The sequence below is a fragment of the Bacillus cereus group sp. BfR-BA-01360 genome, from assembly GCF_022663595.1.
In the GTDB taxonomy this organism is placed as follows: domain Bacteria; phylum Bacillota; class Bacilli; order Bacillales; family Bacillaceae_G; genus Bacillus_A; species Bacillus_A cytotoxicus.
On record NZ_JAKUFV010000008.1, the window covers coordinates 138,777 to 164,975 of the forward strand.

A 26,199-nucleotide genomic window follows, 5' to 3' on the forward strand; every position below is an offset into this window, starting at 1 on the left:
GTAAACTCCTCCTTACCACTTTGGTTTTTTTAAAGAATGAGCAATATTTCGTACAAGTAGTACTCCATCTTGTACTCCTTCTATCATTACTTGTGTACCTTGTAAAATATCCTGCTTTCCAACCGTTTTAGCTGGTATCGCATTACTTCCAAATTTTGAAGAAATTAACACTTCTCCAAATCCTTCCTTTGGAATAGTAATAATGACTTCTCCTCTGCAACCGATAAATTCCTCCATACCATGTACTGTATTTTGTTCAGATTCAGCAATGGGTTTTAAAATTAATATTTTCATAATAAAAACACCAATCAGTGATATACAGAGCGAAAGAATAAAGATAACGATACTATCTAAAGACAATACATATTCACCAATATAACTAAAACCACAAAGCATAGCTAAGAAACTTAGTAGCAACGTGACAATAGAAGTAGATCCACCTCCAAAGCTAAATACAGATTCAAAAATATCTCCAAAAAAGATGTAAATCACAGTAAGAATAGTAATAATAATAAATCCGTATAAATAAATTGTCTCAAGTGGATACCCCAATACAGACATGCCCGCTGTCCTCCTTTCTCTTTCATACTTCTTTTTTATATGTATGCTTCACCTCTTTCGATATTTTTTCACAATTTTCAGTCATTTGTTCTTTAAAAGAAAAACCTGTCGTACAGGTTTCCTAAAAAAGAACAGGAGGAGCCTGTCGTGACAGGCTCCTCCTAAAAAACAACCGATATATTGTATATTTATATAATATATCATTTCCCATAAAAAGTAAAGTTTCGTATACATCGGACATACACTTATTTTACTGATAATGTGTATGTCCCATTTCCGTTATCAAATTTATATACATATAAATAATACTTTCCTGGTTTTGCTTCAAATTTCCCTTTTATATCATTTCCATTAGCTTGGCCATACGCAACATAATTTTGCATATCTGATTCATGATGAAGAACCCATGTCATCCCAATGTTATGTTCATTTACAACAGAAATATCTATATTTTTTGAAGAAGTGACATCAAAAGTATAAATATCTGTACGATCTTCATTCATAAGACTACCTTTTATCAATGTATGGAATGCAATAGGATTCGCTTCCTCCAGACGATTATTTGGTTCGGATTCTACCGTTGTTTCGTGTCCTTTTCTAACAGTAACGGTTGTTTCGGTTTTCGCTTCTTTTCCTTTATCGTCTTTTACTGTTAATGTTACTTTATATGTTCCTTCCTGCTTATATACATGTTTTGGATTTGCTTCCGTAGTTGTTGTACCATCTCCAAAATCCCATAAGTAAGAAGTAATTTTTCCATCCTCATCTTTGGAACCATCACTATTAAACTGAATGGCTTGATTTACATTTCCATTGTATGGACCATTTATATTTACAACTGGAGCTTGATTTTCTCCACTATCTGTTGCGATACCATGAAATACAACATCGTATTCGAATTGATTTTCTGCATTTACACGATAGTTCACAAAATAAGCTGTAACTGTTTTATAACCGCTCCATTCCTTCTGAGTCAATTTTTCTAGAGATTGGTTGATGTGCTTACTCATCTCTTTCCAGTCCTCAGCTTCTCCCTTTGTCGTACTACCTGTATACGTTCCTTCTACCGTAAATGTATCAAAAAATTGGGACTTATGCTTTTTAATCGTTGCCCCTTTCAGATTCGTTGTATCCTCGATATCTTTCTTCACTTCTGTTAATGCCTTTGGTGCATGCTCTGCTAAATAATCATCTGATACCTCTGGCACGTTATATCTTTCTTGATTATCAATTAATTTTTGCATATACGCCTGGTACTCAGTATTTAAATTCGCATCCTTACTTAAAGCCTCACGATATGCATCATAATTCTTCACATCATTCGCTCGAATTAAGTCTTGAATTTGATCAAATATTTCAAAACGATGATTATATAAATAGGACTGTAGTGCAAAAGAATAGTTATAAAAATCCCATGAACCATATTTTGCAAATAATGTTCGTTCTGCTGTATAACGATTTGCAGGATCAGATGATAATCCACTAATTATACTTTTACGTGGAATAACATTGTTCATACGAGTAGATCCTGCAAAGAACTCTGCATTCCCTTCTTGAAACCAAGTTAATCTCTCATTTTGATACATATCTCCTTCTCCAAATAAACCAGGAACCTCATATCTCCCTTGTAAATAATGAGTAAATTCATGACGGAATAACTCTTCTAAACTATAAATACTTTGTTCTGGAGTACGTTCATATGTAAAGAAAGTTCCGTCTTGTTCAATATAAATTCCACCATTATTTGTTTCATATCCATATAGTTGTCTATTAAGCTTATATTCATCTGGACTATTATAAATAACAACTGTTAGCACATCATCCGGATTACCTGGCTCTAGCGCTTTATCATTTCCAATCACACGATGATATTGCGCTTTTACTTCTTTAGCAGCCCAGTACAATCGCTTCACTTTTTCTTCTGTTACTTTATCCCCTGTTTTAAATACAATAGATCCATCATCAAATGTATATGTTTTTGGCAAGTACCGTTGTTTTCCCTCTTCACGTATTTTCTCTGCATCTATTTTATTTCCATTGTAATCTTTTCCGCCATAATTCGTTTTAATCTGCTCTACTGCAACAAAATAAGCATCACTTAAATGCGGATACATATGCATTGCTTGTGTAACAACTGCTAATCCTTTATTTGGGTCACTATGAAATTTCCCTAAACGACCTGCAAAATAAATGCCATTATTAATTAACCAACTATTTTCTGTTGTTACATGCTGTAAAAGCGCAATACGGCTCACTTCATTTACAAAAGCATCCATTTTACCGTACCACATTGTTTGATTTGCTTCTTTATACGAAGCATACACATAAGAATCTATATCATAATCAATCCCTTGTATAAGACTATATACAGCTTGCCCTTTCATAAAATCGCTTACATAAGTAGCGAGATTATCATTGTACTGTTTTAAAATATTTGCTGCATATTGCACTGTTTCGACATCGCTCGAAGCGTTACTAATTAATTTCCCGTATGCAGATACTACCGTATCTTGTTGTTCTGTCCCAAGTTTAAAGTTTGGATTTTTCGCAATGGCTTTTAATGCTGGCAAGCATTTATCATGGAAACTACGCTCATTTAAATAGTTTAATTCTTTATGATAGAAACCAAGGTAAAAAGCTGAACGTAACACTTCAACAAATGTATCAATTCCTTTTGCATCATCTTTTGTAAATGTACTCCCACGACGACCTAATTCATCAATCAGAACTTGCATTCTTTCCTTATTTTGATAAAACGCTTTTGTGTCTTGATTAAATTGAAATAAATCTGTGATTTGATTCCAACGAATATTTGCCAATGTATCAATCAATTCTTCATTATTCATTTTATTGAAATCAGCCATAGAATAACTTTCTTGAAACTGTTTAGATTCCGTTCTCTTCATTCCAAAAGCTGGACGTTGAGAGAAATCTCCCGTTCTTAATCGTTCTTCAAAAGATAATGTTTTATTTTCCTGCGAAACATGAGCAATTTGATCCGTCTGAGTTTCAACTCCAATCGGCTTCATTTGCATGACATTATAAGGTATTTTTTCTTCTGCTGATACTTGTGTTTGAATACTTCCAAATGATAAAGCTACTGTACTAATACCGAGCATCATTTGCGTAATTTTTGATTTCTTATTCATAATAACTTCCTTTCATCTTTATATTTCTATATTAATTACTTAAAATTTAACATATTATACTAGTAAAATAATGTAAAATGCAATATTTCATATTATTGTTTGATAAATTGTGAACATTTCTCAAACAATATCTCTACCTTATAAATTCGTTAAAAACCGAATTTTTTGACATTTAAACTCGTTATTGTTATAATAAATATAATTATTAACTTTATTAAATAAAAGGTGGGATTCTATGATAAAAAAAAAGAACAGTGTATTCTATATCTCCATCTTGCTTACAACATTATTTATTATATGGGGTGCGATTCCAGCAAGTTGGATACAAGGCTATGATTTACAAAGTGTTACTTCTTCATTAAACTCATTTATCCTCAATAAGTTTGGATGGTTTTACTCTTTACTTATGACCACAATGATTATTTTAGCTGCTTATTTAGCTTTTTCAAAATATGGTTCAATCCGTCTTGGTAAAGATGATGAGAAACCAAAATACAGTTACCTGTCTTGGCTTTCTATGTTGTTTGGAGCAGGAATGGGAGTTGGTCTTCTCTTTTATGGAATTGCTGAACCAATTTCGCATCTTGGTTCACCGCTTACTGGTGAACCTGGGACAGAACAAAGCGCAAAACTTGCTATGAGATATTCTTTTTTCCACTGGGGACTTTTCCCTTGGTCACTATATGCAATGGTTGCTTTAACAATCGCATACTTTACATTTCGAATGAAAAAAGGTAGTACAATTAGTGCTACAGTTACTCCTTTATTTAATCGATCGAAAAACTCTCCTATCGGAAAAACAGTCGATATTTTAGCTGTTTTAGCAACCGTCTTTGGAATTGTGCCATCTGTAGGAATCGGTGCACAACAAATTGCAGGAGGCTTAAACTATTTATTCCCTTCTATTCATAATACCATTAGTACACAGCTCATACTCATCGCCATTTTTACTATACTGTACTTAACAAGTGCACAGACTGGTTTAGATCGTGGGATTAAATATTTGAGTAACTTAAACTTCTCCCTAGCAAGTATATTACTCATTTCCTTTTTATTTCTTGGACCAACTGTCTTTATTATGAAATATTTTACCTCTACAATAGGTTCTTATATCGGATCACTACCAAGTATGGGATTAGAATTAGGAGCCTTTAGCAAAAACTCCTCTTCATGGATTGAGAATTGGACCATTTTCTATTGGGGCTGGTGGATCTCTTGGTCTCCATTCGTTGGAACATTTATCGCAAGAGTTTCCCGCGGACGTACAATTCGAGAATTCATTTTTGGCGTAGTTTTCATTCCAACACTCATTTGTACATTTTGGTTTGCCGTTTTTGGCGGTACTGCTATCCATATGGAAATGTTCCAATCGCTTGGAATTGCTGATGAAATCGCCAAAAACGGCACAGAAATCGGATTATTTTCCGTTATTTCTCATTTACCATTCTCAACGTTCTTAACAATTATAAGTCTCGTGTTAATCGCAACGTTCTTTGTTACATCGGCTGATTCTGCAACATTCGTTGTTTCTATGCAAACGAGCAATGGGAGCTTATCACCAAAGAACCATTTAAAATTAATTTGGGGATTAACAATTGCAGTCATTGCTGCTATTCTCTTACGAGCTGGCGGACTAAAAGCCTTGCAAATTGCAGCCATTATCGCTGCCTTGCCATTCTCATTTGTTGTCATTTTAATGATTACTTCATTATTTAAAGCATTGCGACAAGAAAACGTTGCTATGCAAACGAAACAAGCAACAAATACTATTAAAAAAGTAATGTAATGTAAAGCACCTCTCGCTTATTGAGAGGTGCTTTTTATGATTGAAACTCAATCGTTTGATAGCATTACAAGTCTTAAAAGAATTGTTGGGAAAAAATAAGGAACCTAACTACTTCTTCGATATTTGAAATAGAACATATATATAGAAACATTTCCTTCATATACATATGATATATCACTTAAAAATTTAATGTATAATATATATTATTATATTTATATTGTTATATTCTTTCAGACTTTTCAACATAAATTGAAAATGCCTAAAGAAAATAAATGATAGATCAGGAGAAATTAGAATGTACACAAAACTATTAAAATCAATCACTTCACTCACACTAATTGGAAGCGCTCTATTATATACACATACTGATACCATCAAAGCTGCTGAAGTGCCCTCTTCTTTTTCTGATGTTCCCCAAAAACATTGGGCATACCCTGCTATTACGACTTTAGCAAGTCAAAATATTATTGCAGGCTATGGAAACGGAAAATTTGGTTTAGGTGATGTTGCTACTCGCGAACAAGTAGCCGCTTTAATTTACCGCGTACTATTTCCTAATAAAAAGAACGGCACTTTCAGTAATGATAATACTCGCTATATTTTAAAAGATGGCTCACAATTGAAAAATCCTTATCGTGACATTACGCATTCTTCTACCATGTTTCCAGAAGAAATTTTAGCACTTACAGATTTAGGAATTTTTAAGGGGGACGACCAGGGAACCTTCAGACCAAAAGATTCTATAAGCCGAGCAGAGATGGCACAAATTATAAAAAATGCCTTTCATCTTTCTACAAAACAAGGACATACATTTCATGATATTCCAAAAAACTTTTGGGCAGAAGATGCGATTAGTGCTATACAATCCAATCATATTGCAGCTGGTACAGGCGATGGAAATTTTGAACCATTCAAAACTGTAACTCGTGAACAATATGCCCAGTTCTTATACAATGCTTTAGAATATAACAAACAAGCCAATGGAAATATGAAACAACAAGCTAATACCCCACCAAAAGATATGCAATTACTAGAGGAATTTAAACATGAATTACAAAAGCATATCAATGCCTATGAAGTAAACATTACACTTCCTTATAAAACACAAAATAGTAATAGGCAGGAAGTGATGGATATACTTTTTAATGCGTACAAAGAACTGATGAATACAAATGAATATGCGAATTATACACTAGCCCGCACTTCATATTCTCTCTCTGGTTCACCTGGTAATTATCGTTTTACTTTAAACATTACATACCGCGAATCGAAAGAACAAAGAGAATATGTCATGAAACAAACAAAAGCAATTGTTCAGTCTATTATTCAAAGTGGCATGGATGATCATGAGAGAGTAAAAGCCATTCACGATTACGTTGTAAAACATATTGCCTATGATACTTCTTACCATGCTTATACAGCATATGAAGCACTAGCAAACCGTTCCGCTGTTTGCCAAGGTTATGCACTATTAACCTATCAATTACTAAAAGAAGCTGGAATAGATAATCATATTGTAACAGGCACTGGAAATGGAGAGCCACATGCTTGGAACTTGGTGAAAATCGACAATAAATGGTACCACCTTGATACAACATTTGATGATCCTATTCCAGATGAGCAAGGAAGAGTTATGTATTCCTATTTCAATGTAACAGATGAACAGCTCTCAAAAGACCACCAATGGAATCGTAACGCATATCCAACGGCTACTACAAACTATTACAATGAATTAATCAATAAAGTCTCAGCTGGCAGTCCAAAATCAGCGAGCTATGAACAAATATTAAAAGACACAAAATTAATGTATCAATCAAAGCAATATGTTGCTGACAACTATGAAGAACTAACAGCAAAATTACAACAGCAATTCTCAGCAAAACCTGAAAAAGTTGAAGTTCTTTATAAACAATCCGTGCAAAATGCTATGCAGGACATCAAAAAAGCCCTTGCAGAAATCCATCTACCAGCTGGTGCACAAAGAGCTTCCTACAAAGCTACACCATACAGTGCAAAAGAAGGCTACTCATTTATAACAATTACTTTTACATATTAAAAATACGCCAAGGCATCTATAAAAGATACCTTGGCGTATTTTATTACTATGCCATTCTTTCACTGGATTCTTCCCTAAAAAAGCTCTTCATCGCATGAAATACATCTGCTTTTTGCTTTAAAATATAATATCTAAATTTTTCTTCCTTTATATTTTTATAGGCTGACATCAGTGTACTGTGGCGATTGTACTGGTTTAATTAGCAAAGATATACCCATAATACAATTCTATATAACTATTGTATATAAATATATCAAGTTAAGAATTATAAGAAGGTATTCCTAAATGACATCCACAATACCCAATATAAACTTTTTCATCTTCTTCATCTACATAGTAATGAATTCTGGTTGTACGACCAATTTTTATATGCCATTCAAATAATCTTTTTCCTTTAGAAGGTATATTAAGCTCTCTTTTTCCTTCTAAATTTAGGTGTTTGTATCATCCTTTTTGATTCTCCTAAAATTTCATAACCTGTTTGTTTTAAAAATATTTCTTTTCTATCTTCTTCAGATACTCTCTTTTTTAATAATGATAATTCAATATACTATCTTCACCAAGAGATTCTTAAATTTCGATATCCATAATTTGGTATGTTTTTTTATATACTAAATCAACTTATTCTCTTATACTTAAATGTATTTTAAATGAGCTAGCATCCAATGACCGAGACTGCTTCATTCAAAATAGAGTTCTCTATCCTAATTACCGAACATGTTTATTCCACTAAATTTCTGTACATCATAATAAATATAATCAAGTTTTTGTCATAATGGAATTAAAGAATTTCTCAATGGTATCAAACTCAGTGATTAAGTATATGTGGTATACGCTTCAAACCATTTTTGAGCTGATTCTGGATCATGAACATAACTTACTGATGTAATTGTAATTTTCTTTTGTTTATTCATTTTATGTATTCCTTTCAATAAATCCATGGAGGTTAGTCTTATGATAAACGAAATTGGTAAACACATTCGTACACTACGTACTCAAAAAGGCATTGGACTAAACACCTTTGCAAAACAACTTGGCGTATCACCAGCCTATTTAAGTAACCTTGAAACGGGAAAGACGGATACCATTCAACTTTCATTATTACAAAAGCTACAAGATGAGCTTCACCTCATTACAATAGATAATTCATCCTTACCCCTTGATGAAACAAAATATAGAATTGCTCGCGCAAGCACCCTATTACATAACTTGATACAACAGGATAAAGCATTTGGATATTACTTATTAGAAACCTTAGAGAAAGGGATTGATCTATCTCCAGTTTCACCTACCTTCCATAATAATGATCAAGATTATTATTTACAGAACTAAAAAAGCTATTCATCATTAAAAACACTTATTTATTTTAATGAATAATTTAATCGAAAAAAGAGGAGCATATCTCTTAATGAAAGAGAATGCTCTTTTTATTTTTCATCTTCTTGGCAACTTACTGCCGCTTCAACTATAGACCTTAAAATCGGATTTTTCTTTTCCCATTCTTGTTGAAACCATTCTTTTTGTTCTTCTTTTCCCATTGATGCAAGTGGCGAATGGATTATGACTTTTGTATTACCGAATTGGAATTCTTTCATCATATCCCCCCCTTGCATTATATGTATGCAAGACAGGAAAAAAGACGAACTATCATTTTCATAGGACAAGCTAGCTATACATATCCATAACAATAATACTAGACAAGCTGGTAGGTGAAACTAATGTATCGTCCAGAAGAACTTGATGTATTTATTTATTTACGTAAAAGCCGTAAAGATCTAGAAGAAGAAAAAAAAGCAATGGAACACGGACAACATTATGATACACTTGAACGTCATCGAACTCAGTTATTAGAACTCGCTCATAAAGAGCATCATAATATCATTGATATTTTTGAAGAAGTTGTTTCTGGTGAATATATATCTGAAAGACCTATGATGCAAAAACTTCTTCGAGAAGTAGAAACAGGCATTGCAGATGCAGTGTTAGTAATGGATTTAGACCGCCTTGGTCGCGGCGACATGGTCGATCAAGGAACGATTTATCGCGTATTTCGTTATTCAGAAACATTCATTATTACACCAACGGAAGTTATTAATCCAAATGATGAAAATCAAGAGTTAACCTTTAGTATAAAATCTTTAATTGCACGGGAGGAATTAAAAACAATTGTTAAGCGTATGCAGCGTGGTAGAAAAGCTTCCGCAAAAGAGGGAAAATCAATCTCTCGTGTTCCAGCTTATGGATACCTACGAGATAATAACTTAAAACTTTATCCTGATCCTGAAAAAAGTTGGGTAATACCTAAAATTTTCGAATTAATGGCAAATGGAATAGGTAGACAAACAATTGCACAAGAATTAGATAGATTAGGTATTGCTCCTCCTGAAGGCGAATATTGGAATCCTTCAACTATCTCATCCATTATAAAAAACGAAGTATACCTTGGTCACATTATTTGGGGGAAAATCCGTTACATTAAACAAAACGGGAAATACATTCGAAAAAAAGTATCAAAAGAAAGATGGCAGCGACATGATAACGCTCATCCGCCACTTGTATCAGAAGAATTATTTCAAAAGGCTAATACGGCTCATAGTAAACGCTGGCGACCACCAACAATTAAGACAAAAAAACTTTCTAATCCATTGGCAGGCCTCTTGTTATGTGAGCTATGTGGGCATTCTATGCTTTATCAGCCACGAAAAGATCGCCCTAATCCTCAAGTACGTTGTGTACAGCCGTCATGCAAAGGAGTTCAAAAAGGTGCTTCTTTGGCACTCGTTGAACAGCGCATACTTGATGGATTAAAACAAATTATCGAAAGCTTTGAGATACAAGAAAACATGGTACAACAAAAGAAAAGAAAAAATAATATTCATCTACAACAAAAAGCTTTAGAAAAGAAAGAACAACAAATGATTAATTTGCAAAAACAAAAAAATAATCTCCATGATTTGTTGGAGAAAGGTGTATATGATGTTGAAACATTCTTAGAGAGGCAAAAATCTATTGCTGTACGATTGAAGACTACGCAAAAGGCAATTGAAGAGCTTAAACATGAAATTAAAAAGATATTAGAAAAAGAAAAACATATACATGAATTTGTTCCGAGAATCAAAAATGTTTTAGAGGCTTATTATGCAACGAATGATATAGAAAAGAAAAATCGCCTTCTCAAGTCAGTGCTTGAAAAGGCTACATATTTAAGAAAAAAAATCTGGCAAAGAAAAGATGAATTTTTAATCGAATTATATACTAGAATATAGAACAGATAAAATAAAAAACTAGGCTACACTTTTCTTAAAATACAAGTAATTATGGCCTAGTTTTTTTATTATTTATCCCCTATCATCTTCTTTTCTACCCAGGGAGAATAGCGATAGATTCTCTTTAAAATTTCTTGTCAGAATCAACTCTTTATTTTTTTTCAAAATATCCAATTAACCTCCTATTGTTAAACGTATTAAACTGGCTATAATTATATTTTAGATCTAGACTATCTTTAGTAATTTTTTCTTCATTACTTCAAATTCATTTCTAATCCACCATTTATTCATTTACGCAAAATGTGTTATATTCTCATATGTATTTAAACATGGTTTGCCAGCTTTAAATACTTGTTTCACATTTTTCAAATCCAATATATTCTCTAATGGATTCCCTTCAACTATAAGAATATCTGCCCACTTTCCTTTTTCTAATGTTCCAGTTAGAGAGTCAATTTTCAAACAAGCAGCACCTACACTAGTTGCCGCCTGAATCGCTTGTAAATTACTCATACCTTCATCTACCATAATCTTCATTTCATCTACTATTTGGCCTGGGAAATTATATGGAGTACCCGCATCAGTACCCACAGCAATTTTTACACCTTGACTCAAAGCACTACGGAAACTTTTTCTATGATGCACCTCAATATCTTCTAATTTATCTAACATATGTTGTGGAATCTGATTTGGATTATTTAAAATTAATATAGGTGCCAAAAGAGTTGGAATCAAATACACATCTTGGTTAATCATCATTTGAATCGATTCATTATCTAGATAGTAACCATGCTCTATCGTATGAACACCTGCTCTTATGGCATTTTTAACACCTTCTATTCCTATTGCATGAGCAGCTGTAGCTATATTAGCATTCTTAGCCTCTTGACAAGCACATTTTAACTCATCGATAGTTAATTGTACTGAGGCAGGTTTATTTCCTTTTGTTAAAACACCACCCGTAGCCATTAATTTTAGTAAGTCAGCACCAGCTTTTATTTGAGTTCTAGATGCTTTTCTTATCTCATCAATTCCATCAACCTCAATTCCCATTGCTTGTCCATGTCCCCCCGTAATAATAATGGGGTTACCTGAAGCAAATACGCGTGGTCCATCTATTATATTTTTTTGAATAGAATCTCTATATTGAATATCAATATTATTTCTAGTTCCTAAATTTCGTACGGTTGTAATTCCAGATTCAAGAAATTGAATACCTTGTTTATAAGCAAGATAAGCAATTGTGGTATCATCTGTATGACTCATACTGAAAAATGGATCTGGCGAACAATCCATTCCTAAATGAACATGAGCATCGATTAATCCAGGTAATGCCGTCAAGCCTGTTCCATCAACCACCTGACATTCAGTAGGTAAATTTAATAAAGGTTGATTCGATACTTCAATAATACGCTCTTGATCAAAAACTATAAAGCCAGTTTCAATAGTTTCCAAGTTATCCCCTATAATTAATCGAATGTTATTTATACAAATCATTAAAATCTTCCCCCTTTTCAGAATTATTTTAAATTATATAACAAAAATGGTAAAATAATCATAAAAAAAGGAGGGTTATATATGTCAAAAGAAATTTTTTTAGAGAATCCTTACATAAAACAGGGGTTTTCTATAATTAAAAATATAGAAAATGAAAAAATAATATTAGATAAAACCATATTTTATCCCACTGGCGGTGGACAACCCTGTGATATTGGATATTTAAAGCAGAATAAAATTATTTTTCCAGTTAATAAGGTTGAAAGAGTTGATAATGAGATCATTCACTTTATTGATAATTCAGAAAAGTTGCAATATGGACCAGTTGAACTAGTATTGGATTGGAATCGAAGATATAAGTTTATGCGCTATCATTCCTTGCTACATGTTTTTGCTGGTTATCTTTATAACGAGTATGATGCATTAACTCTCGGAAATCAAATCTTTGAAAATCGAGCTAGAATTGATATACAGTTTAATGCACAACTTTCCGACACTGAATTTCAGAATATTGAAAAACGTATTAATGAAATTATTCAAGATAACCATCAAATTAAGTCCCGAATTATTAATCGATGTGAAGGAACCAATTTAGATGGAAAAATTAAAACTGTTCTTAGTCTTATTCCTAATAATATAAACAATATTCGCCTCATAGAAATAGAAAATTTAGATGAACAACCATGTAATGGTACTCATGTTTCTGAAACTAAAGAAATAGGTTCCTTTCAAATAATATCTAATAAATCTAAAGGCAAAGGAAAAAGGAGATTTGAACTGATTATTAATGATGTATAAAAAATAGTGTTAAAATATAACTCTATATGATAAACTATTAAATGTAAAAAATGTTATATTTTGGGAGGAAAATTTATAATGGTTATTGTTAAAACTTGGGGCATAGAAGAAACGCAAAAATTATCTGTAGAACTACTGGAAGATTTATTCAAAGGAAATATCGGTGCAATTAGAATTCCTAACTTTATATCGAAAGAAATTTGCGAAAAAGCTTTAAATGGCATTAAAGAATATGGAGTAAATTATTATGAAGGTGTATATCCTAAAATCGGAAAAATAGGAACCACTCAATTTGAACATAGATTCAGCATAGAAAAGAAAAAGGAATACTTTAAAAAAGCAGTTATAGCAAACCAAGCAAGAGAATCTATTTTTAGAGATTCTGGAGATTTAGCTAAAAACGTAATAAGATTCGTTGGGGATGCTTGGCCACACAATGTAGACTTTGCCATAGAAGAAGAAACTGGGGATACATATTTTGCAGGACTTGTACGTGTTATGGACCGTGCCTTGATTCATGTTGATTGGGCTGGAGGACTAGACGGCTTATTCCCTGAATGGACTATAGGTAAAATCAATGCTCAACTAGCTTGGAATATTTATTTACAACCAAGTGCTAATGGAGGTTCTACAGTAGTCTATAATCGTCCTTGGAAAAAATCTGATGAAGCTTTTTATAAATTAAAAGATAGTTATGCATACGATTATGAAGCTGTTAAAAATGCAGAATGTATTAGAATTACACCGCAACAAGGAGAATTAGTGTTTTTTAATCCTCAAAATTATCACGAAGTTCAAAAAGCAAGTGGTAGTGAGGATCGTATTACTGTTAGTTCTTTTGCGGGTTTAATGCCAAATAAAGATATAGTTTTTTGGTCTTAATTTAATAAAACATAGGCCCTCTTTTATTGAGAAGGCCTATGTTGATTTTACAACTGAAAAAATAATTTTTAAAGCAAATAAAATAATTACAGTACCTAGGAAACGATCGAACCAAAAAGAATACCTTCGGTAAAATAATCTGAATTTTCCATAAGATATTATTGTTGCTAATACCACAAACCATAATCCTACTGCAAAAATAATTTCAACTCCATATACCCAGCGTATCCAATCAGGCGTATTAGTAGAAATAAATTGAGAGAATATGCTTAAAAAAAACAAAGCAGATTTAGGATTTAGAACATTACAAAGAAATCCCTCTTTAAATGCTTGAAAAAGATTTTTTGAAATTTTCTCATTCTTTAAATCTTCGGTAATTTCATTTGTTTCTTTAGAAGTTGACCGGATGGCATTCCATCCTAACCAAATTAGATATGCTGCCCCTAATAACTGAATAATTATAAATACCGCAGGATATTTCTGAAGTATTACTGTAAATCCAAGTATGGTATAGGTAATATGTATAACGAGAGCTAAAGCTATACCTATTGCAGTAGCAATACCTGTACGGGACCCAAAATCCAGACTATTTTTCATGACAATAAAAAAATCTGGCCCTGGTGACATAGCTGCTAAGAGTCCTACTAAGAATACTTGAATATACAACCCCCCACCCCATTTCTATACGTTTCTTAAATTGTAACAAAATACCATTTTCAAAACAAGATATTGAGGGAGGAAAAAATATGGATGACAAACAAGTAAAACATTTATTAAAAAACTGGAAATTACATGCTGTAGTTTTTTGTATTGTGCTTCTCACTGAATTTATAGGGCCGTTTTATATTAAGTTAGGAATTGGAATTATATTGTTATTACCTATGCTTTATGCATTTTTAATAGGACTTCTCTCATACTTTTCACCTCTTATTCAAAAAGAACATGCTAAAAACTTAGAACCTATAATTGTTACTGGCGTTACTTTAACCATTGCAAAAACAGGCGTTGTGATTGGACCACAGTTGCAAGTACTATTAAGTGCAGGTCCCGCTTTATTATTGCAAGAACTAGGTCACATAGGTACTATTATTTTAGCTCTTCCTATAGCTATGCTACTCGGCTTTAAACGTGAAGCTATCGGAATGACTCATTCTATTGGTAGAGAGCCTAATGTAGGATTAATTACGAATAAGTATGGTTTTAATTCTCCTGAAGGTCATGGGGTAATGGCAATTTACATTTTTGGAACGGTTTTTGGTGCCTTATTTTTTGGAGTGTTAGCAGGATTATTAGCAACTTTTAAAATTTTTCATCCTTATTCTTTAGCAATGGCTTCAGGTATAGGAAGTGGAAGTATGATGGCGGCTTCTTCAGGTGCATTAGTTGCCTCATTTCCTTCCTTACAAGATGAGATTATAGCTTTTGCAGGTGCTAGTAATTTGATTTCTTTATCTACCGGATTATATGTAAGTATGCTGATTAGTTTACCTTTAACTGAAAAAACATATAATCTATTAGATAAACGACGAATGAAGAAAAAAGATTCAGTAGTTAAGGAGGAAAAATCTGATGTCAACAATATTTAAATCCTCTCTCTTATTATGTATTATCGGTTTTATGTCTATAATTGCAAACTGGATTAGCTTCAATATACCACCTAAACAATCTATTATGGGTATGTTAATTTTAATTACTATTTCTTCAATAGGTTTCTTCTTAGAAAAAATAGTTCCTTTAAAGATTCCAGCAGTTGGCTATATAGGCCTTGTCGGTATATTAATTACAGTTCCTTGGTTTCCATTTTCTTCTTATATTGTAAATTGGACTTCAAAAATAAATATTCTCTCTTTAGCTACCCCCGTTCTAGCATATGCGGGTATTTCAGTAGGTAGAAATTGGGTTACTTTTTCTAAATTAGGATTACGTAGTATTATCGTAGGAATATTTGTTTTTTTAGGGACATTTTTAGGTTCTATTGTCATAGCTGAAATTATTTTAAGGATTCAAGGAGTAATCTAATAAGAAAATTCATGCTCTGATTGATATAAAAAGAACCTCTTACACCTCTAAACTTAGATATACGTCCTTTTCAAAAATTGAAGCATTTTTATACCTTCCTAATCTTTTAAACAAAAATATGTTTGGGTATATGGTGGAGTGTTGTACTGGTTCACTTCCCCATACCCAAACATATTACATACCTTCATCAATTCCTGCACAAGCTTGACGCAACGAGCATTATCAGATGTTAAGTTATCCCCATCAGAAAAATGAAATGGATAAATATTACAGCGTTCCGGCGAATACTTTCCATCTATAAGCTCAAGTGCTTTTCTATAAACAGAGGAACATATTGTACCACCGCTTTCGCCTTTGGAGAAAAATTCTTCCTCCGTTACTACTTTCGCTTCTGTGTGATGTGCGATAAATTCAATATCCACTGTTTCATACTTTGTACGTAAAAATCTTGTCATCCAAAAGAAAAAGCTTCGTGCCATATATTTTTCCCAAATTCCCATCGATCCACTTGTATCCATCATTGCTAATACAACTGCTTTTGATTCTGGTTTTAACACTTCATTCCATGTTCGAAACTTTAAGTCTTCTTGATAAATTGGATGGAACGATGGTTTTCCATTCATTGCATTTCGTTTATACGCTGAAATCATTGTTCGTTTCTTATCAATATTTCCCCATAACCCCGTCTTTCTAATATCATTAAATTCAATATGCTCAAGCCGATTTTCATCCATTTCTTTTCTCTTTAAATTAGGTAATTCTAACTCCTTGAAAAAAGCTTGCTCCAATTCTAAAATAGATACTTCTGCTTCATAATAATCCTCTCCGGCTATATCACCTGCGCCTTGCCCTTTTCCTGGTCCCTTCTGCTTTTGACCACCAGAACCGTCTCGTGCAACGACATCGCCAACTTTACTATCACCATTTCCTTGCCCAACATGTTTATTTTTATCATAGTTATATCTAATTTTATATTCATCTAAAGAACGAATTGGTATTTTGACAACATCCCTACCATTAGACATTATGATACTTTCTTCTGTTACAAGATCTGGCAAATTATTTTTAATTGCCTCTTGTACTTTTTCTTGATGGCGTTGTTGGTCGTCATATCCTTTGCGATGGAGGGACCAGTTTTCCTGTGAAATTGTGTAATTATGTTTATTTTCTTCGCTCATTCCTTTCCCTCCTTACTAGTTTTTCCTTCATATTGCTTAAAACAGTATGATTCAAATGGCAATACAAAACTGCTCATGAACCTTTCTTCTCAACTCATACTTACATCCTACCCCGAACATTCCCAACAAAGAATTTGATACGCAATCCATAATCGTGAACATACTGCCAAGATGTACGAAATAAACACAATGCATTATTGCACACTTTTGTGCTTTGTAACATATGATATTGTGTCGGCTTTTTTCTGTATGAATGGTTGGTTACTCTATCATATGCATATTACAAAAATAATTGACAATAAATTCATAAAATTGCATCTTAATTTATTATATTGGACAAGCCTTATTCTTCATTTGGAGTTCCTATACCTTTCTTTATATCGCTATTTGTAGACCGTACTCTCATACGATATAAAAACGCCGTCTCCATTCTAGAAAGAGACAGCGTTCTATTATCATATTATCGATTCAATAAACTGCCCACATAACGTAACAATTCATTAGCAGACGAAGAGTTGTATCCATGTTCATCAATTAAGCGTGCTACAACATCATTAATTTTCTTGAGTTGATTTTCATCAGGCGTTTTCGTTGATGTCGTAATTTTTACTACATCTTTCAGATCAGCAAACAGTTTTTTCTGTATTGCTTCACGAAGACGTTCATGTGAATTATAGTCAAAGCGTTTTCCTTTACGCGCATAAGCTGAGATACGAATTAAAATCTCTTCACGGAATGCTTTTTTGGCGTTTTCGGAAATACCAATTTGTTCTTCAATAGAACGCATCAGCTTTTCATCTGGACTCATTTCTTCGCCCGTTAATGGATCACGTAATTTTGATTTATTGCAATATGCTTCGACATTATCTAAATAATTATCCATAAGTGTCTTAGCTGATTCTTCATACGAATACACAAATGCCTTCTGCACTTCTTTCTTCGCAATTTCATCATATTCTTTTCGCGCTAATGAAATAAAATTCATATAACGTTCTCTATCTTCATTACTAATAGATGGATGCTGATCTAATCCGTCTTTTAAAGAGCGCAATACATCAAGTGCGTTAATAGATGGAACTTCTTTTCGAATAATTGTAGAAGAAATTCTATTAATAACATATCGAGGATCGATGCCGCTCATTCCTTCATCTTGATATTCACGCTGTAATTCTTCCACATCAATCGAATTATATCCTTCTACCATTTCACCATCATATAAACGCATCTTTTTAATGAGATCAATATCTGGACGCTTTGGATCTTTTAATCGAGTTAAAATAGTAAACATTGCTGCAACTCGAAGTGTATGAGGGGCAATATGCACATCGGATACATCGCTTTCGCGAATCATTTTTTCATAAATATGCTCCTCTTCGCTTACTCGTAAGTTATATGGTACTGGCATAACAATAATTCTCGAATGTAATGCTTCATTTTTCTTATTTGCGATAAAGGAGCGATACTCTGTTTCGTTTGTATGAGCTACAATTAATTCATCTGCTGAAATAAGTGCAAATCTGCCCGCCTTGAAATTCCCCTCTTGTGTGAGAGATAACAAGTGCCATAAAAATTTTTCATCACACTTTAACATCTCTTGAAATTCCATCATTCCTCGGTTCGCTTTATTTAACTCTCCATCAAAACGATAAGCACGCGGGTCCGATTCTGAACCATATTCAGCAATTGTAGAGAAGTCAAGACTTCCTGTTAAATCAGCAATATCTTGTGACTTTGGATCCGATGGACTAAATGTTCCAATTCCTGTACGACGGTCCTCTGAGAAGAAAATGCGCTCAACCATTACATCTTCTATCCTTCCACCATACTCCTGTTCTAACCTCATCATATTTAACGGCGATAAATTCCCTTCTATCCTTACGCCATATTCCTCAAAGAAAGCATCTCGTAAATGATGCGGGATTAAATGAAGAGGATCTTCATGCATTGGACAACCTTTAATAGCAAAAATAGCTCCACGATCTGTACGTGAATATGTTTCTAATCCTCTTTTTAACATCGTAACTAACGTCGATTTCCCACCACTAACAGGTCCCATTAATAATAAGATTCGCTTTCTAACATCTAGACGTTTTGCTGATGGATGAAAATATTCCTCAACAAGACGTTCTAAAGCATCCTCTAATCCAAAAAGTTGATTACTAAAGAAATTATATCTTTTTCTCCCATCTACCTCTTCAATGCCAGCATCTTTAATCATATTATAAATGCGAGAGTGTGCTGTTTGGGCCACCCATGGTTTTTCTTTTACAAGATCCAAATACTCCGCAAACGTCCCTTCCCACTTTAAACGTTCCTCTGATTCTCGGTGCTGTTCAATCTTTTTTAGAATATCCATTATAGCTCCTCCCCCATCTCCTTGTTCAATCGGATTATTATAAAAGGTATGCGAGGATGTCCCTAAACATTCTTTAAATCAAAATGAAATATCTTATCATCCTAAAAAATCTACCCAAAACAATAAGAAAATTCTGTATAATAAAGATATTAGGGAACGCATCTCTTTATTCGTCCGAATTTAATCCCTTCTTCACCTCAAAGAACAATACATAACGAAAGAATGAATTTATAAACAAAAAGAGAGGGGGGAATGTAACATGAAATTATTATTAATTCTAGGGGTTTCACTTACATTTCTTACTGCTATTTTTACAGCTGGGTATAATGATAAGCCGGGAACAAACAAAAAGTGATGTGCCTAAGCACATCACTTTTCTACATCTTGAACAGAAAGCAGATGGTTAAAATAATCACCATGCGCAAATGACACATCTTTTTTCAAAACGTATGAAGGCATATTTCTTTCATAAAAAAGTCGTCAAGTGACAACTTTTAGTACACAATCTTTTCATCTAGACCTGGATAATTTTGTTGACGAAAAGCCTCATAAACTAAAATAGCTGCTGTATTTGATAAATTTAATGAGCGAACTTTATCTGTCATTGGAATACGCAAACAATGGTCAAAGTTTTCTTGAATGATATTTGCTGGTAAACCATTTGTTTCTCTTCCAAATACAAAATAATAATTTTTCTCTGGATTACTATAATCAAACGCTGTATGTGCTTTTTCACCATACTTTGTTAAATAGAAAAATTCACCATCTTGATTTTTTTCATAAAACTCTTCAATTGAATCATAGTACGTAATTTTTACATGCTCCCAATAATCTAAACCAGCGCGCTTCAACATTTTATCATCTGTTGAAAACCCAAGCGGTCTAATTAAATGTAGCCCAGCTCCAGTCGCTGCACACGTACGTGCTATATTTCCTGTATTTGCTGGAATTTCTGGTTGATATAAAACAACATTTACTCCCACGGAATATTCACCTCAATTTTTTCTCTACTACGTATTATACCACTTGAATGAAAAATCTCTACCCATTAATAATATGAAAAAATTTGTACTTCATTTGCGGTGTATACTTACTAGAATCTTCATAATTCCAATAACGCTTTCGGCTATTAGCTGAATGAGCATTGACAAGCGGCATCCCATCTGCATCTTTCGCCACTACAATCGTCGTATGATTCCATCTTCCATCATTCTCGAAGTCATAAGCAATTATATCGCCAAGTATAAGGTCTTCTGGTTTTTCAACCGATTTAGCTCTTAAGCCTGTTGTTGCTCCTGATAAATACCAATAAAACGAATGAGCAACTGCCCAGCTCCAGCTCCATTGATTTCCCCTTTGCCACCAACCTTTACGAATATTAGGATATCCTGTCATTGGTACTTCCCCTGCATGAAGACATTGGGAAACAAAATTTGTACAATTATCAGGAAAATTACGGTATACTGGATTTCGATTATCCCACCAACGTTCCGCATATTTAACTGCTTCAAGACGATTGTATTGATAGAACCCAAATTTTTCTTTTGCTCTTTCACGTTCTATTGGTCCTTCACTGCTAAGTTTATCTTTCACTTCAATAACGTAATCTTCTTCGATTCTCTCTCCTTTTAAACGTATACGCCGCTCTACTCGTTCTTCTTCTATATAAAATAATTCTTTATGTTGAATGAAATATTTCAAATGTACTTGATAATCCACTTCTTGATACGCTTTACTATTTAATTGCCGAATAAAAGAAATATCTGCTGTTGCTTTTATAATATTTGCACCACGTTTTTGAAATAAGTTTTTTTTCCGCTGTAATACCTTCCATAAATCTGGAGAAATTCCATCTACATGTTCCCTTTTATCAACTATAAATGCTAAAGATTGTTGTATCTGTTTTTCAATGTAAGATTTTACAGTCATTTTCTCCCCTCCCCATATTACAATATGAAACAGGGGAATATTATCTACTCTTTTTTCTGTGCTAATAATTCAAGTCCACGCTTCATTTCATGAAGAACTTCTTCATCCTTCTCACGCTCCATTGCACGTTCAATAGCAACACCTACTCCATCACCGCCAATTTTCCCAAGAGCCCATGCCGCTGTTCCTCGTATAACAGGCCTTGGATCATCTTTCATTACATCAATTAAGTGTGGTACTGCTGCTGTTTCTTTAAAATGAGCAAGTGCTAAAATTGCATTTCGCTGCAACGGTTTCTTTCCTCGCCATGATCCAGACATTATCCCATATTTTTCTTTAAACTCTCGATTACTTATTGTTAATAACGGTATTAATAGTGGTTTAACTAATTCTGGATCTGGTTCCATTTCGGGATGATTATGGAAGTCTTTCCCTTTATTCTTTGGACAGACAGTTTGACATGTATCGCACCCATATATTCTGTTTCCTATCTTATCCCGATATTCTTCTGGCAAGAATCCTTTTGTCTGTGTTAAAAAAGCAATACATTTCTTTGCATTTAATTGTCCCCCTTGTACTAAAGCTCCAGTTGGACAAATATCAATGCATTTTGTACAACTTCCACACTGATCTTCTATAGGCTGATCAGGAGGAAACGGGACATTCGTAATCATTTCACCTAAATATACATAAGAACCAAATTCTGGAGTAATAATCGAGCAGTTTTTTCCACTCCACCCGATACCAGCACGTTCTGAAACAGCACGATCACTTAATTCTCCTGTATCAACCATTGATTTTACTTCTATACCAGGTAGCTTTTCGATTAAATACGTCTCTAACTTTTTCAAACGGTCTCGTAAAACAAGATGATAATCTTGTCCCCAAGACGCGCGACAAAAAATGCCTCGTCTCTCTCCTCTCTTACTTAGCGGTGCATTTTTTAGTTTTGATGGATAAGCTAATGCAATCGCAATAATTGATTTTGCCCCTGGTAATAATAGCTGTGGATTTGTTCTCTTCTCAATATCAGGTTCTTCAAAACCAGATTGATAATTTAATTGTTGCTGCTGAATTAAACGCTGCTTCAATTCTTCAAAAGGAGAAGCACTTGCAAACCCTATTTTATCGATTCCAATCGTTTTACTATACGCTATTACATCTTGCTTTAATTTCTCAAAATCCATGCTTTGCCTCCTTCTACGATGAATATATATTGAATCATCTACCGTTGGTTAGCAATTCATTTCATAATCATATTCGTTCATTCTATTCTTGCATAAAATATTCTTTTCCAAACATTAAAAAACGCAATGCCTCGTTTATCTTAGAAACGAAACACTGCGTTGATCACAAGTTATTATAAAAATACGAAATAATAGCTGGAGCGGGTGAAGAGAATCGAACTCTCGACCAGAGCTTGGAAGGCTCTTGTTTTACCACTAAACTACACCCGCAAATCATAAAAAATACATAAGTTATTTCAATAACTTATGTAAAGTAGTATAGCACGTAATAAAAGCCTATGCAATAATTTTATCGAAAAAAGTCGAAAAAGTGATGAGACCCCTCATCACTTTTTCAATTCTTTATCAATTTCCTTTTTCATACTGTCATAATCAGGATTTGTAAGATTTCCGTTTACATATACCGATGGTGCACCTTGTACTTTTAGTTTTTCTGCACGATCAAAATCTTTACGTACTTTTTCTTTCATTTCCTTACTGTGTAAATCCTTCTTAAACTGTTCTACATTCACTTTTGGAAGTTTTTCCTTCACTATGTTCAGAAGCAGTTCTTCTGTAATCCATTCCTCAGTATCTTTTTTCTGACTTTGATAAATTTCATCATAGAATTTCCAGAAAGAATCTGGATCTTGTTTATAAATTGCCTCACCAGCTGCAGCACCTAATTCAGAATCTTTTCCGATAAATGGGAAGTTAATAAAATAAAACTGCACTTTTCCTTTATTAATATAATCTTCTTTTAAACGAGGAAATACTGTTGCATCCCAAGTTCGACAAGCTGGGCATTTGAAGTCTCCAAATTCAACAACTTTCACAGGAGCATCTTCTTTTCCTAAAGCTTGTTGAGTAGAATAAGCAAACATCTCATTTCCTTTTTCTTTTTTGTCATTTATAATACTGTACACAATTGTTCCAATAACAATTAATACAGCAATAGAAAAAACAATACCAAGAATCATGATTTTGTTCGATGATTTCATATGCATTCCTCTTTAATTTCATATTCTATGTACATTGCTGTACACAATACACATAATATCAATACTTATATCAGTCATGCAATGAACACGCTCACATAAATTCCAAAAACAGAGTAAATGTGACAATATTGTGTCTCTTCTGTTCATATTTTATCCATAAAAAAGAAGCTCCTCTCTCGGAACTCCCTTTCACTAACAAGCTTTTCACGTGCTGTCTTTTGTATCAAATGCTCTGTTTTTGGATCGTGACGAATAACAAGTTTCTCACTTAGTGCTTGCACATATTGGTTATGATTAATATATCCCTCTCGCTCCATTAACTTTAAGACTACGTTTCTTCGTTCGACAGCTTTATTGTAATTTTTTGCAGGTGAATAATACGCAGGTGCCTTTACAACAGCAGCTAACATTGCACTTTCACTTAATGTTAGTTTGTTAACCTTTTTACCAAAATATAACTTTGCTGCTTTTTCAATTCCCCATGCACCTTCTCCATAATAAATATTACTCACATATAATTTCAAAATTTCATCTTTCGTAAATGTACGCTCAATTTTTTTTGTATAAAAAATTTCTTTCCATTTTCGAGAAAATGTGCGCTCATTAGATAAAAAAGCATTTTTAGATAACTGCTGTGTAATTGTACTTCCTCCTTGTACAATACCACCCGCTTTTATATTTTCAATAGACGCACGAACAATTGCAATATAATCTAATCCATTATGATGGTAAAACCTTTTATCTTCAGTCGCAATAAATGCGTGAGCCAACGAGCTTGGTATCTCTAATTTAGCAGGAACTTGCAGCTTGCTAATATCACTACGTTCAATCATTACATTTCCGATAAATAATAAAGTACAACTTAGTAATAATAATAAAATAATAGCTTTATAAAGAAACTTTGTAATCGGATTGAATGAAATTTTTTGATGATAATTCACTCTAGATAATACACGCTCTTTCATCGTGCCCACCTCTTTTCTATATAGAATATATTATTCTTAATTTAAGAATATCGTCTTCCAAAAGAAGATCCAATCGATTTCTCTTACACCTATCTTACAATCTTGTAAGTTATAACATCCTTTCATCACCTTAACAACATTCATATGGAATAAAATGTTTATCTTTTTATTATACCATCTGCTATATATTTTTTCGGAATACAAATGTATTTCTTAGTTGTTTTATATACTAAAATGTATATCCATTATATAGAACAAACGTTCTTTCAATCAACTTAAAAATATTTTATGCTTTTATAGTCTTTCTGTTCTTTTTGAATATAAAAAAGCCTTTTGCTAAATAACAAAAGGCCTTTTGCTCATATATTATTCACCTAAATCAACGTTATGATAAACTTGTTGTACATCATCTAAATCTTCTAATGCATCAATTAACTTTTCAAATTGTGCTTGTGCCTCTTCTGAAAGTTCTACATCATTTTGTGCAAGCATTGTAAGCTCCGCAACTGTAAATTCAGTAGTTCCAGCAGCCTTAAGCGCTTCTTGTACTGCATGAAACTGATCTGGTTCAGCATAAATAATAACAGAATCCTCTTCCTCTAAAATATCACGTGCGTCTACATCTGCTTCCATCAAAATTTCAAGTACCTCATCCGCAGTTTTCCCTTCAAGTCCAATAACAGCAGTTGCATCAAACATATACGCTACTGATCCATTTACACCCATATTTCCACCGTTTTTATTAAACGCAGCACGTACGTCCGCTGCAGTACGGTTTACGTTATTTGTAAGTGTATCTACGATTATCATCGAGCCGTTTGGACCAAATCCTTCGTAACGAAGCTCATCATAATTTTCTTCCGAACCGCCTTTTGCTTTTTCAATTGCACGATCAATAATTGATTTTGGTACACTGTATGTTTTCGCACGTTCTAATACAACTTTTAACGCTTGGTTTGATTCTGGATCTGGCTCACCCTGTTTTGCTGCCACATAAATTTCACGTCCAAATTTTGCATATATACGGCTTGTGTTAGCATCTTTTGAGGCTTTTTTGTCTTTAATGTTGTTCCATTTACGACCCATTCTGTTCCACTCTCTTTCACGTTTAAATCTACATAAAAAATATTAATATGAAATATAGTATTTCTTCAACACTTTTTCAAAATAAGTATAAAAAGTTCATAATTCATTATGAACTTAACAAAAACTCGCATAGCTTTTATTTCACATTATATATTATACATGAATTTTATTCTTCATTGCGAATGTAATACTTCTTCCATTTATTATGTAATAAGAGAAAGCAAATAATTATTTTAAGACAGATCTCTAGGTCTCGTTAAATAAGTAGCAACTGTATCTCCAAGCAGAATAAGTTATTCTTTTATCTCATTAAATGCTAAAAGACTCTAACCAAAATTGTTAGAGTCTTTTTCTACGCTCTTCAATACCGATGGGCGGGGTCGAACCGACACTCCCGAAGGAACACGATTTTGAGTCGTTTTTTTCCGTTATATCATTAGTTAT

Annotated in this window: 20 protein-coding genes, 1 tRNA gene and 2 pseudogenes; 8 read left to right on the forward strand and 15 right to left on the reverse strand. The window is 33.3% G+C overall.

The window, feature by feature from the left end; translation table 11 throughout:
* Nucleotides 1-12: 12 nt before the first annotated feature.
* Entirely contained in the window at nucleotides 13-561 is a 549-nt protein-coding gene (locus MR056_RS10140; protein WP_011983598.1) for an NfeD family protein, read from the reverse strand.
* A gap of 245 nt (nucleotides 562-806) precedes the next feature.
* A complete protein-coding gene (gene colA / locus MR056_RS10145) occupies nucleotides 807-3,710 on the reverse strand; it encodes a collagenase ColA (RefSeq protein WP_048723289.1) in 2,904 nt (967 codons plus the stop codon).
* Nucleotides 3,711-3,945: 235 nt separating this feature from the next.
* On the opposite strand from colA, the gene opuD reads away from it, so the two are divergent.
* Together opuD and MR056_RS10155 are read left to right on the forward strand one after the other, a co-directional pair.
* Complete coding sequence (gene opuD, locus MR056_RS10150) at nucleotides 3,946-5,496, forward strand: glycine betaine transporter OpuD (protein ID WP_011983596.1); 1,551 nt, start codon at nucleotides 3,946-3,948, stop codon at nucleotides 5,494-5,496.
* 295 nt (nucleotides 5,497-5,791) lie between these two features.
* The gene (locus tag MR056_RS10155; protein ID WP_048723291.1) at nucleotides 5,792-7,552 is read left to right on the forward strand and encodes an S-layer homology domain-containing protein; all 1,761 of its coding nucleotides are present in this window, start codon (nucleotides 5,792-5,794) and stop codon (nucleotides 7,550-7,552) included.
* A 46-nt stretch (nucleotides 7,553-7,598) separates the two neighbouring features.
* On the opposite strand, the pseudogene MR056_RS10160 reads toward MR056_RS10155, so the two are convergent.
* Nucleotides 7,599-7,751: pseudogene (locus tag MR056_RS10160) on the reverse strand (sporulation protein YhbH); the annotation flags it as partial.
* Between the two features lie 755 nt (nucleotides 7,752-8,506).
* Here MR056_RS10160 and MR056_RS10165 point away from each other — a divergent pair.
* Nucleotides 8,507-8,884, forward strand: a complete 378-nt coding sequence (locus MR056_RS10165) for a helix-turn-helix domain-containing protein (RefSeq protein ID WP_011983593.1) — start codon at nucleotides 8,507-8,509, stop codon at nucleotides 8,882-8,884.
* A gap of 95 nt (nucleotides 8,885-8,979) precedes the next feature.
* Here MR056_RS10165 and MR056_RS10170 read toward each other — a convergent pair whose 3' ends face one another.
* Nucleotides 8,980-9,147: a hypothetical protein gene (locus tag MR056_RS10170; protein WP_164468635.1), complete on the reverse strand. Its 168-nt coding sequence runs from the start codon at nucleotides 9,145-9,147 to the stop codon at nucleotides 8,980-8,982.
* A 123-nt stretch (nucleotides 9,148-9,270) separates the two neighbouring features.
* Here MR056_RS10170 and MR056_RS10175 point away from each other — a divergent pair, with 123 nt between their 5' ends.
* Entirely contained in the window at nucleotides 9,271-10,818 is a 1,548-nt protein-coding gene (locus tag MR056_RS10175) for a recombinase family protein (protein WP_048723293.1), read from the forward strand.
* A gap of 291 nt (nucleotides 10,819-11,109) precedes the next feature.
* Here MR056_RS10175 and MR056_RS10180 read toward each other — a convergent pair whose 3' ends face one another.
* Complete coding sequence (locus MR056_RS10180; protein WP_011983590.1) at nucleotides 11,110-12,315, reverse strand: metal-dependent hydrolase family protein; 1,206 nt, start codon at nucleotides 12,313-12,315, stop codon at nucleotides 11,110-11,112.
* An 81-nt stretch (nucleotides 12,316-12,396) separates the two neighbouring features.
* Between MR056_RS10180 and MR056_RS10185 the strand changes: the two genes are divergently transcribed.
* Both MR056_RS10185 and MR056_RS10190 read left to right on the forward strand, forming a co-directional pair.
* A complete protein-coding gene (locus tag MR056_RS10185; RefSeq protein ID WP_011983589.1) occupies nucleotides 12,397-13,113 on the forward strand; it encodes an alanyl-tRNA editing protein in 717 nt (238 codons plus the stop codon).
* Between the two features lie 78 nt (nucleotides 13,114-13,191).
* Nucleotides 13,192-13,995, forward strand: coding sequence for a 2OG-Fe(II)-dependent halogenase WelO5 family protein (locus MR056_RS10190; protein ID WP_011983588.1), 804 nt, complete (start codon nucleotides 13,192-13,194; stop codon nucleotides 13,993-13,995).
* 36 nt (nucleotides 13,996-14,031) lie between these two features.
* Here the strand turns inward: MR056_RS10190 and MR056_RS10195 are convergent, their stop codons facing one another.
* Nucleotides 14,032-14,661, reverse strand: coding sequence for a LysE family translocator (locus MR056_RS10195; protein WP_011983587.1), 630 nt, complete (start codon nucleotides 14,659-14,661; stop codon nucleotides 14,032-14,034).
* Between the two features lie 80 nt (nucleotides 14,662-14,741).
* On the opposite strand from MR056_RS10195, the gene MR056_RS10200 reads away from it, so the two are divergent.
* Together MR056_RS10200 and MR056_RS10205 are read left to right on the forward strand one after the other, a co-directional pair.
* The gene (locus MR056_RS10200) at nucleotides 14,742-15,581 is read left to right on the forward strand and encodes a DUF3100 domain-containing protein (protein ID WP_011983586.1); all 840 of its coding nucleotides are present in this window, start codon (nucleotides 14,742-14,744) and stop codon (nucleotides 15,579-15,581) included.
* A complete protein-coding gene (locus MR056_RS10205; protein ID WP_011983585.1) occupies nucleotides 15,565-16,014 on the forward strand; it encodes a hypothetical protein in 450 nt (149 codons plus the stop codon). The genes MR056_RS10200 and MR056_RS10205 overlap by 17 nt, the downstream gene beginning before the upstream one ends.
* Nucleotides 16,015-16,154: 140 nt before the next feature.
* Here MR056_RS10205 and yhbH read toward each other — a convergent pair.
* The 9 genes and pseudogenes from yhbH to MR056_RS10250 form a co-directional block, all read right to left on the reverse strand.
* Nucleotides 16,155-17,192 (reverse strand): annotated as a pseudogene (gene yhbH / locus MR056_RS10210) (sporulation protein YhbH); the annotation flags it as partial.
* 460 nt (nucleotides 17,193-17,652) lie between these two features.
* Complete coding sequence (locus MR056_RS10215; RefSeq protein ID WP_011983583.1) at nucleotides 17,653-19,548, reverse strand: PrkA family serine protein kinase; 1,896 nt, start codon at nucleotides 19,546-19,548, stop codon at nucleotides 17,653-17,655.
* 494 nt (nucleotides 19,549-20,042) lie between these two features.
* Entirely contained in the window at nucleotides 20,043-20,531 is a 489-nt protein-coding gene (trmL, locus tag MR056_RS10220; protein WP_011983581.1) for a tRNA (uridine(34)/cytosine(34)/5-carboxymethylaminomethyluridine(34)-2'-O)-methyltransferase TrmL, read from the reverse strand.
* A gap of 58 nt (nucleotides 20,532-20,589) precedes the next feature.
* On the reverse strand, nucleotides 20,590-21,477 hold the full coding sequence (locus tag MR056_RS10225; RefSeq protein WP_011983580.1) for an amidase domain-containing protein: 888 nt from the start codon (nucleotides 21,475-21,477) through the stop codon (nucleotides 20,590-20,592).
* A gap of 44 nt (nucleotides 21,478-21,521) precedes the next feature.
* Nucleotides 21,522-22,664, reverse strand: coding sequence for a tRNA epoxyqueuosine(34) reductase QueG (queG, locus tag MR056_RS10230; RefSeq protein ID WP_011983579.1), 1,143 nt, complete (start codon nucleotides 22,662-22,664; stop codon nucleotides 21,522-21,524).
* A gap of 196 nt (nucleotides 22,665-22,860) precedes the next feature.
* Nucleotides 22,861-22,934 (reverse strand) — tRNA-Gly (locus MR056_RS10235).
* Nucleotides 22,935-23,050: 116 nt separating this feature from the next.
* Entirely contained in the window at nucleotides 23,051-23,704 is a 654-nt protein-coding gene (locus MR056_RS10240) for a DsbA family protein (protein WP_011983578.1), read from the reverse strand.
* A gap of 143 nt (nucleotides 23,705-23,847) precedes the next feature.
* Nucleotides 23,848-24,669, reverse strand: a complete 822-nt coding sequence (locus MR056_RS10245; RefSeq protein WP_011983577.1) for a transglycosylase domain-containing protein — start codon at nucleotides 24,667-24,669, stop codon at nucleotides 23,848-23,850.
* 366 nt (nucleotides 24,670-25,035) lie between these two features.
* Nucleotides 25,036-25,755 carry a YebC/PmpR family DNA-binding transcriptional regulator gene (locus MR056_RS10250; RefSeq protein ID WP_011983576.1) on the reverse strand — a complete coding sequence of 240 codons (720 nt, stop codon included), beginning with the start codon at nucleotides 25,753-25,755 and terminating at the stop codon, nucleotides 25,036-25,038.
* Between the last annotated feature and the right edge of the window lie 444 nt (nucleotides 25,756-26,199).

Bases quoted from the DNA above. Each gene is read 5' to 3' on its own strand.
- MR056_RS10155 (WP_048723291.1), top strand. From the start codon at position 5,792: ATGTACACAAAACTATTAAAATCAATCACTTCACTCACACTAATTGGA.
- queG (WP_011983579.1), bottom strand. From the start codon at position 22,664: ATGGATTTTGAGAAATTAAAGCAAGATGTAATAGCGTATAGTAAAACG.
- MR056_RS10245 (WP_011983577.1), bottom strand. From the start codon at position 24,669: ATGAAAGAGCGTGTATTATCTAGAGTGAATTATCATCAAAAAATTTCA.
- MR056_RS10185 (WP_011983589.1), top strand. From the start codon at position 12,397: ATGTCAAAAGAAATTTTTTTAGAGAATCCTTACATAAAACAGGGGTTT.
- MR056_RS10180 (WP_011983590.1), bottom strand. From the start codon at position 12,315: ATGATTTGTATAAATAACATTCGATTAATTATAGGGGATAACTTGGAA.
- MR056_RS10170 (WP_164468635.1), bottom strand. From the start codon at position 9,147: ATGAAAGAATTCCAATTCGGTAATACAAAAGTCATAATCCATTCGCCA.
- colA (WP_048723289.1), bottom strand. From the start codon at position 3,710: ATGAATAAGAAATCAAAAATTACGCAAATGATGCTCGGTATTAGTACA.
- MR056_RS10200 (WP_011983586.1), top strand. From the start codon at position 14,742: ATGGATGACAAACAAGTAAAACATTTATTAAAAAACTGGAAATTACAT.
- MR056_RS10165 (WP_011983593.1), top strand. From the start codon at position 8,507: ATGATAAACGAAATTGGTAAACACATTCGTACACTACGTACTCAAAAA.
- MR056_RS10190 (WP_011983588.1), top strand. From the start codon at position 13,192: ATGGTTATTGTTAAAACTTGGGGCATAGAAGAAACGCAAAAATTATCT.
- MR056_RS10175 (WP_048723293.1), top strand. From the start codon at position 9,271: ATGTATCGTCCAGAAGAACTTGATGTATTTATTTATTTACGTAAAAGC.
- MR056_RS10240 (WP_011983578.1), bottom strand. From the start codon at position 23,704: ATGAAATCATCGAACAAAATCATGATTCTTGGTATTGTTTTTTCTATT.
- MR056_RS10225 (WP_011983580.1), bottom strand. From the start codon at position 21,477: ATGACTGTAAAATCTTACATTGAAAAACAGATACAACAATCTTTAGCA.
- opuD (WP_011983596.1), top strand. From the start codon at position 3,946: ATGATAAAAAAAAAGAACAGTGTATTCTATATCTCCATCTTGCTTACA.
- MR056_RS10250 (WP_011983576.1), bottom strand. From the start codon at position 25,755: ATGGGTCGTAAATGGAACAACATTAAAGACAAAAAAGCCTCAAAAGAT.
- MR056_RS10205 (WP_011983585.1), top strand. From the start codon at position 15,565: ATGTCAACAATATTTAAATCCTCTCTCTTATTATGTATTATCGGTTTT.
- MR056_RS10140 (WP_011983598.1), bottom strand. From the start codon at position 561: ATGTCTGTATTGGGGTATCCACTTGAGACAATTTATTTATACGGATTT.
- MR056_RS10215 (WP_011983583.1), bottom strand. From the start codon at position 19,548: ATGGATATTCTAAAAAAGATTGAACAGCACCGAGAATCAGAGGAACGT.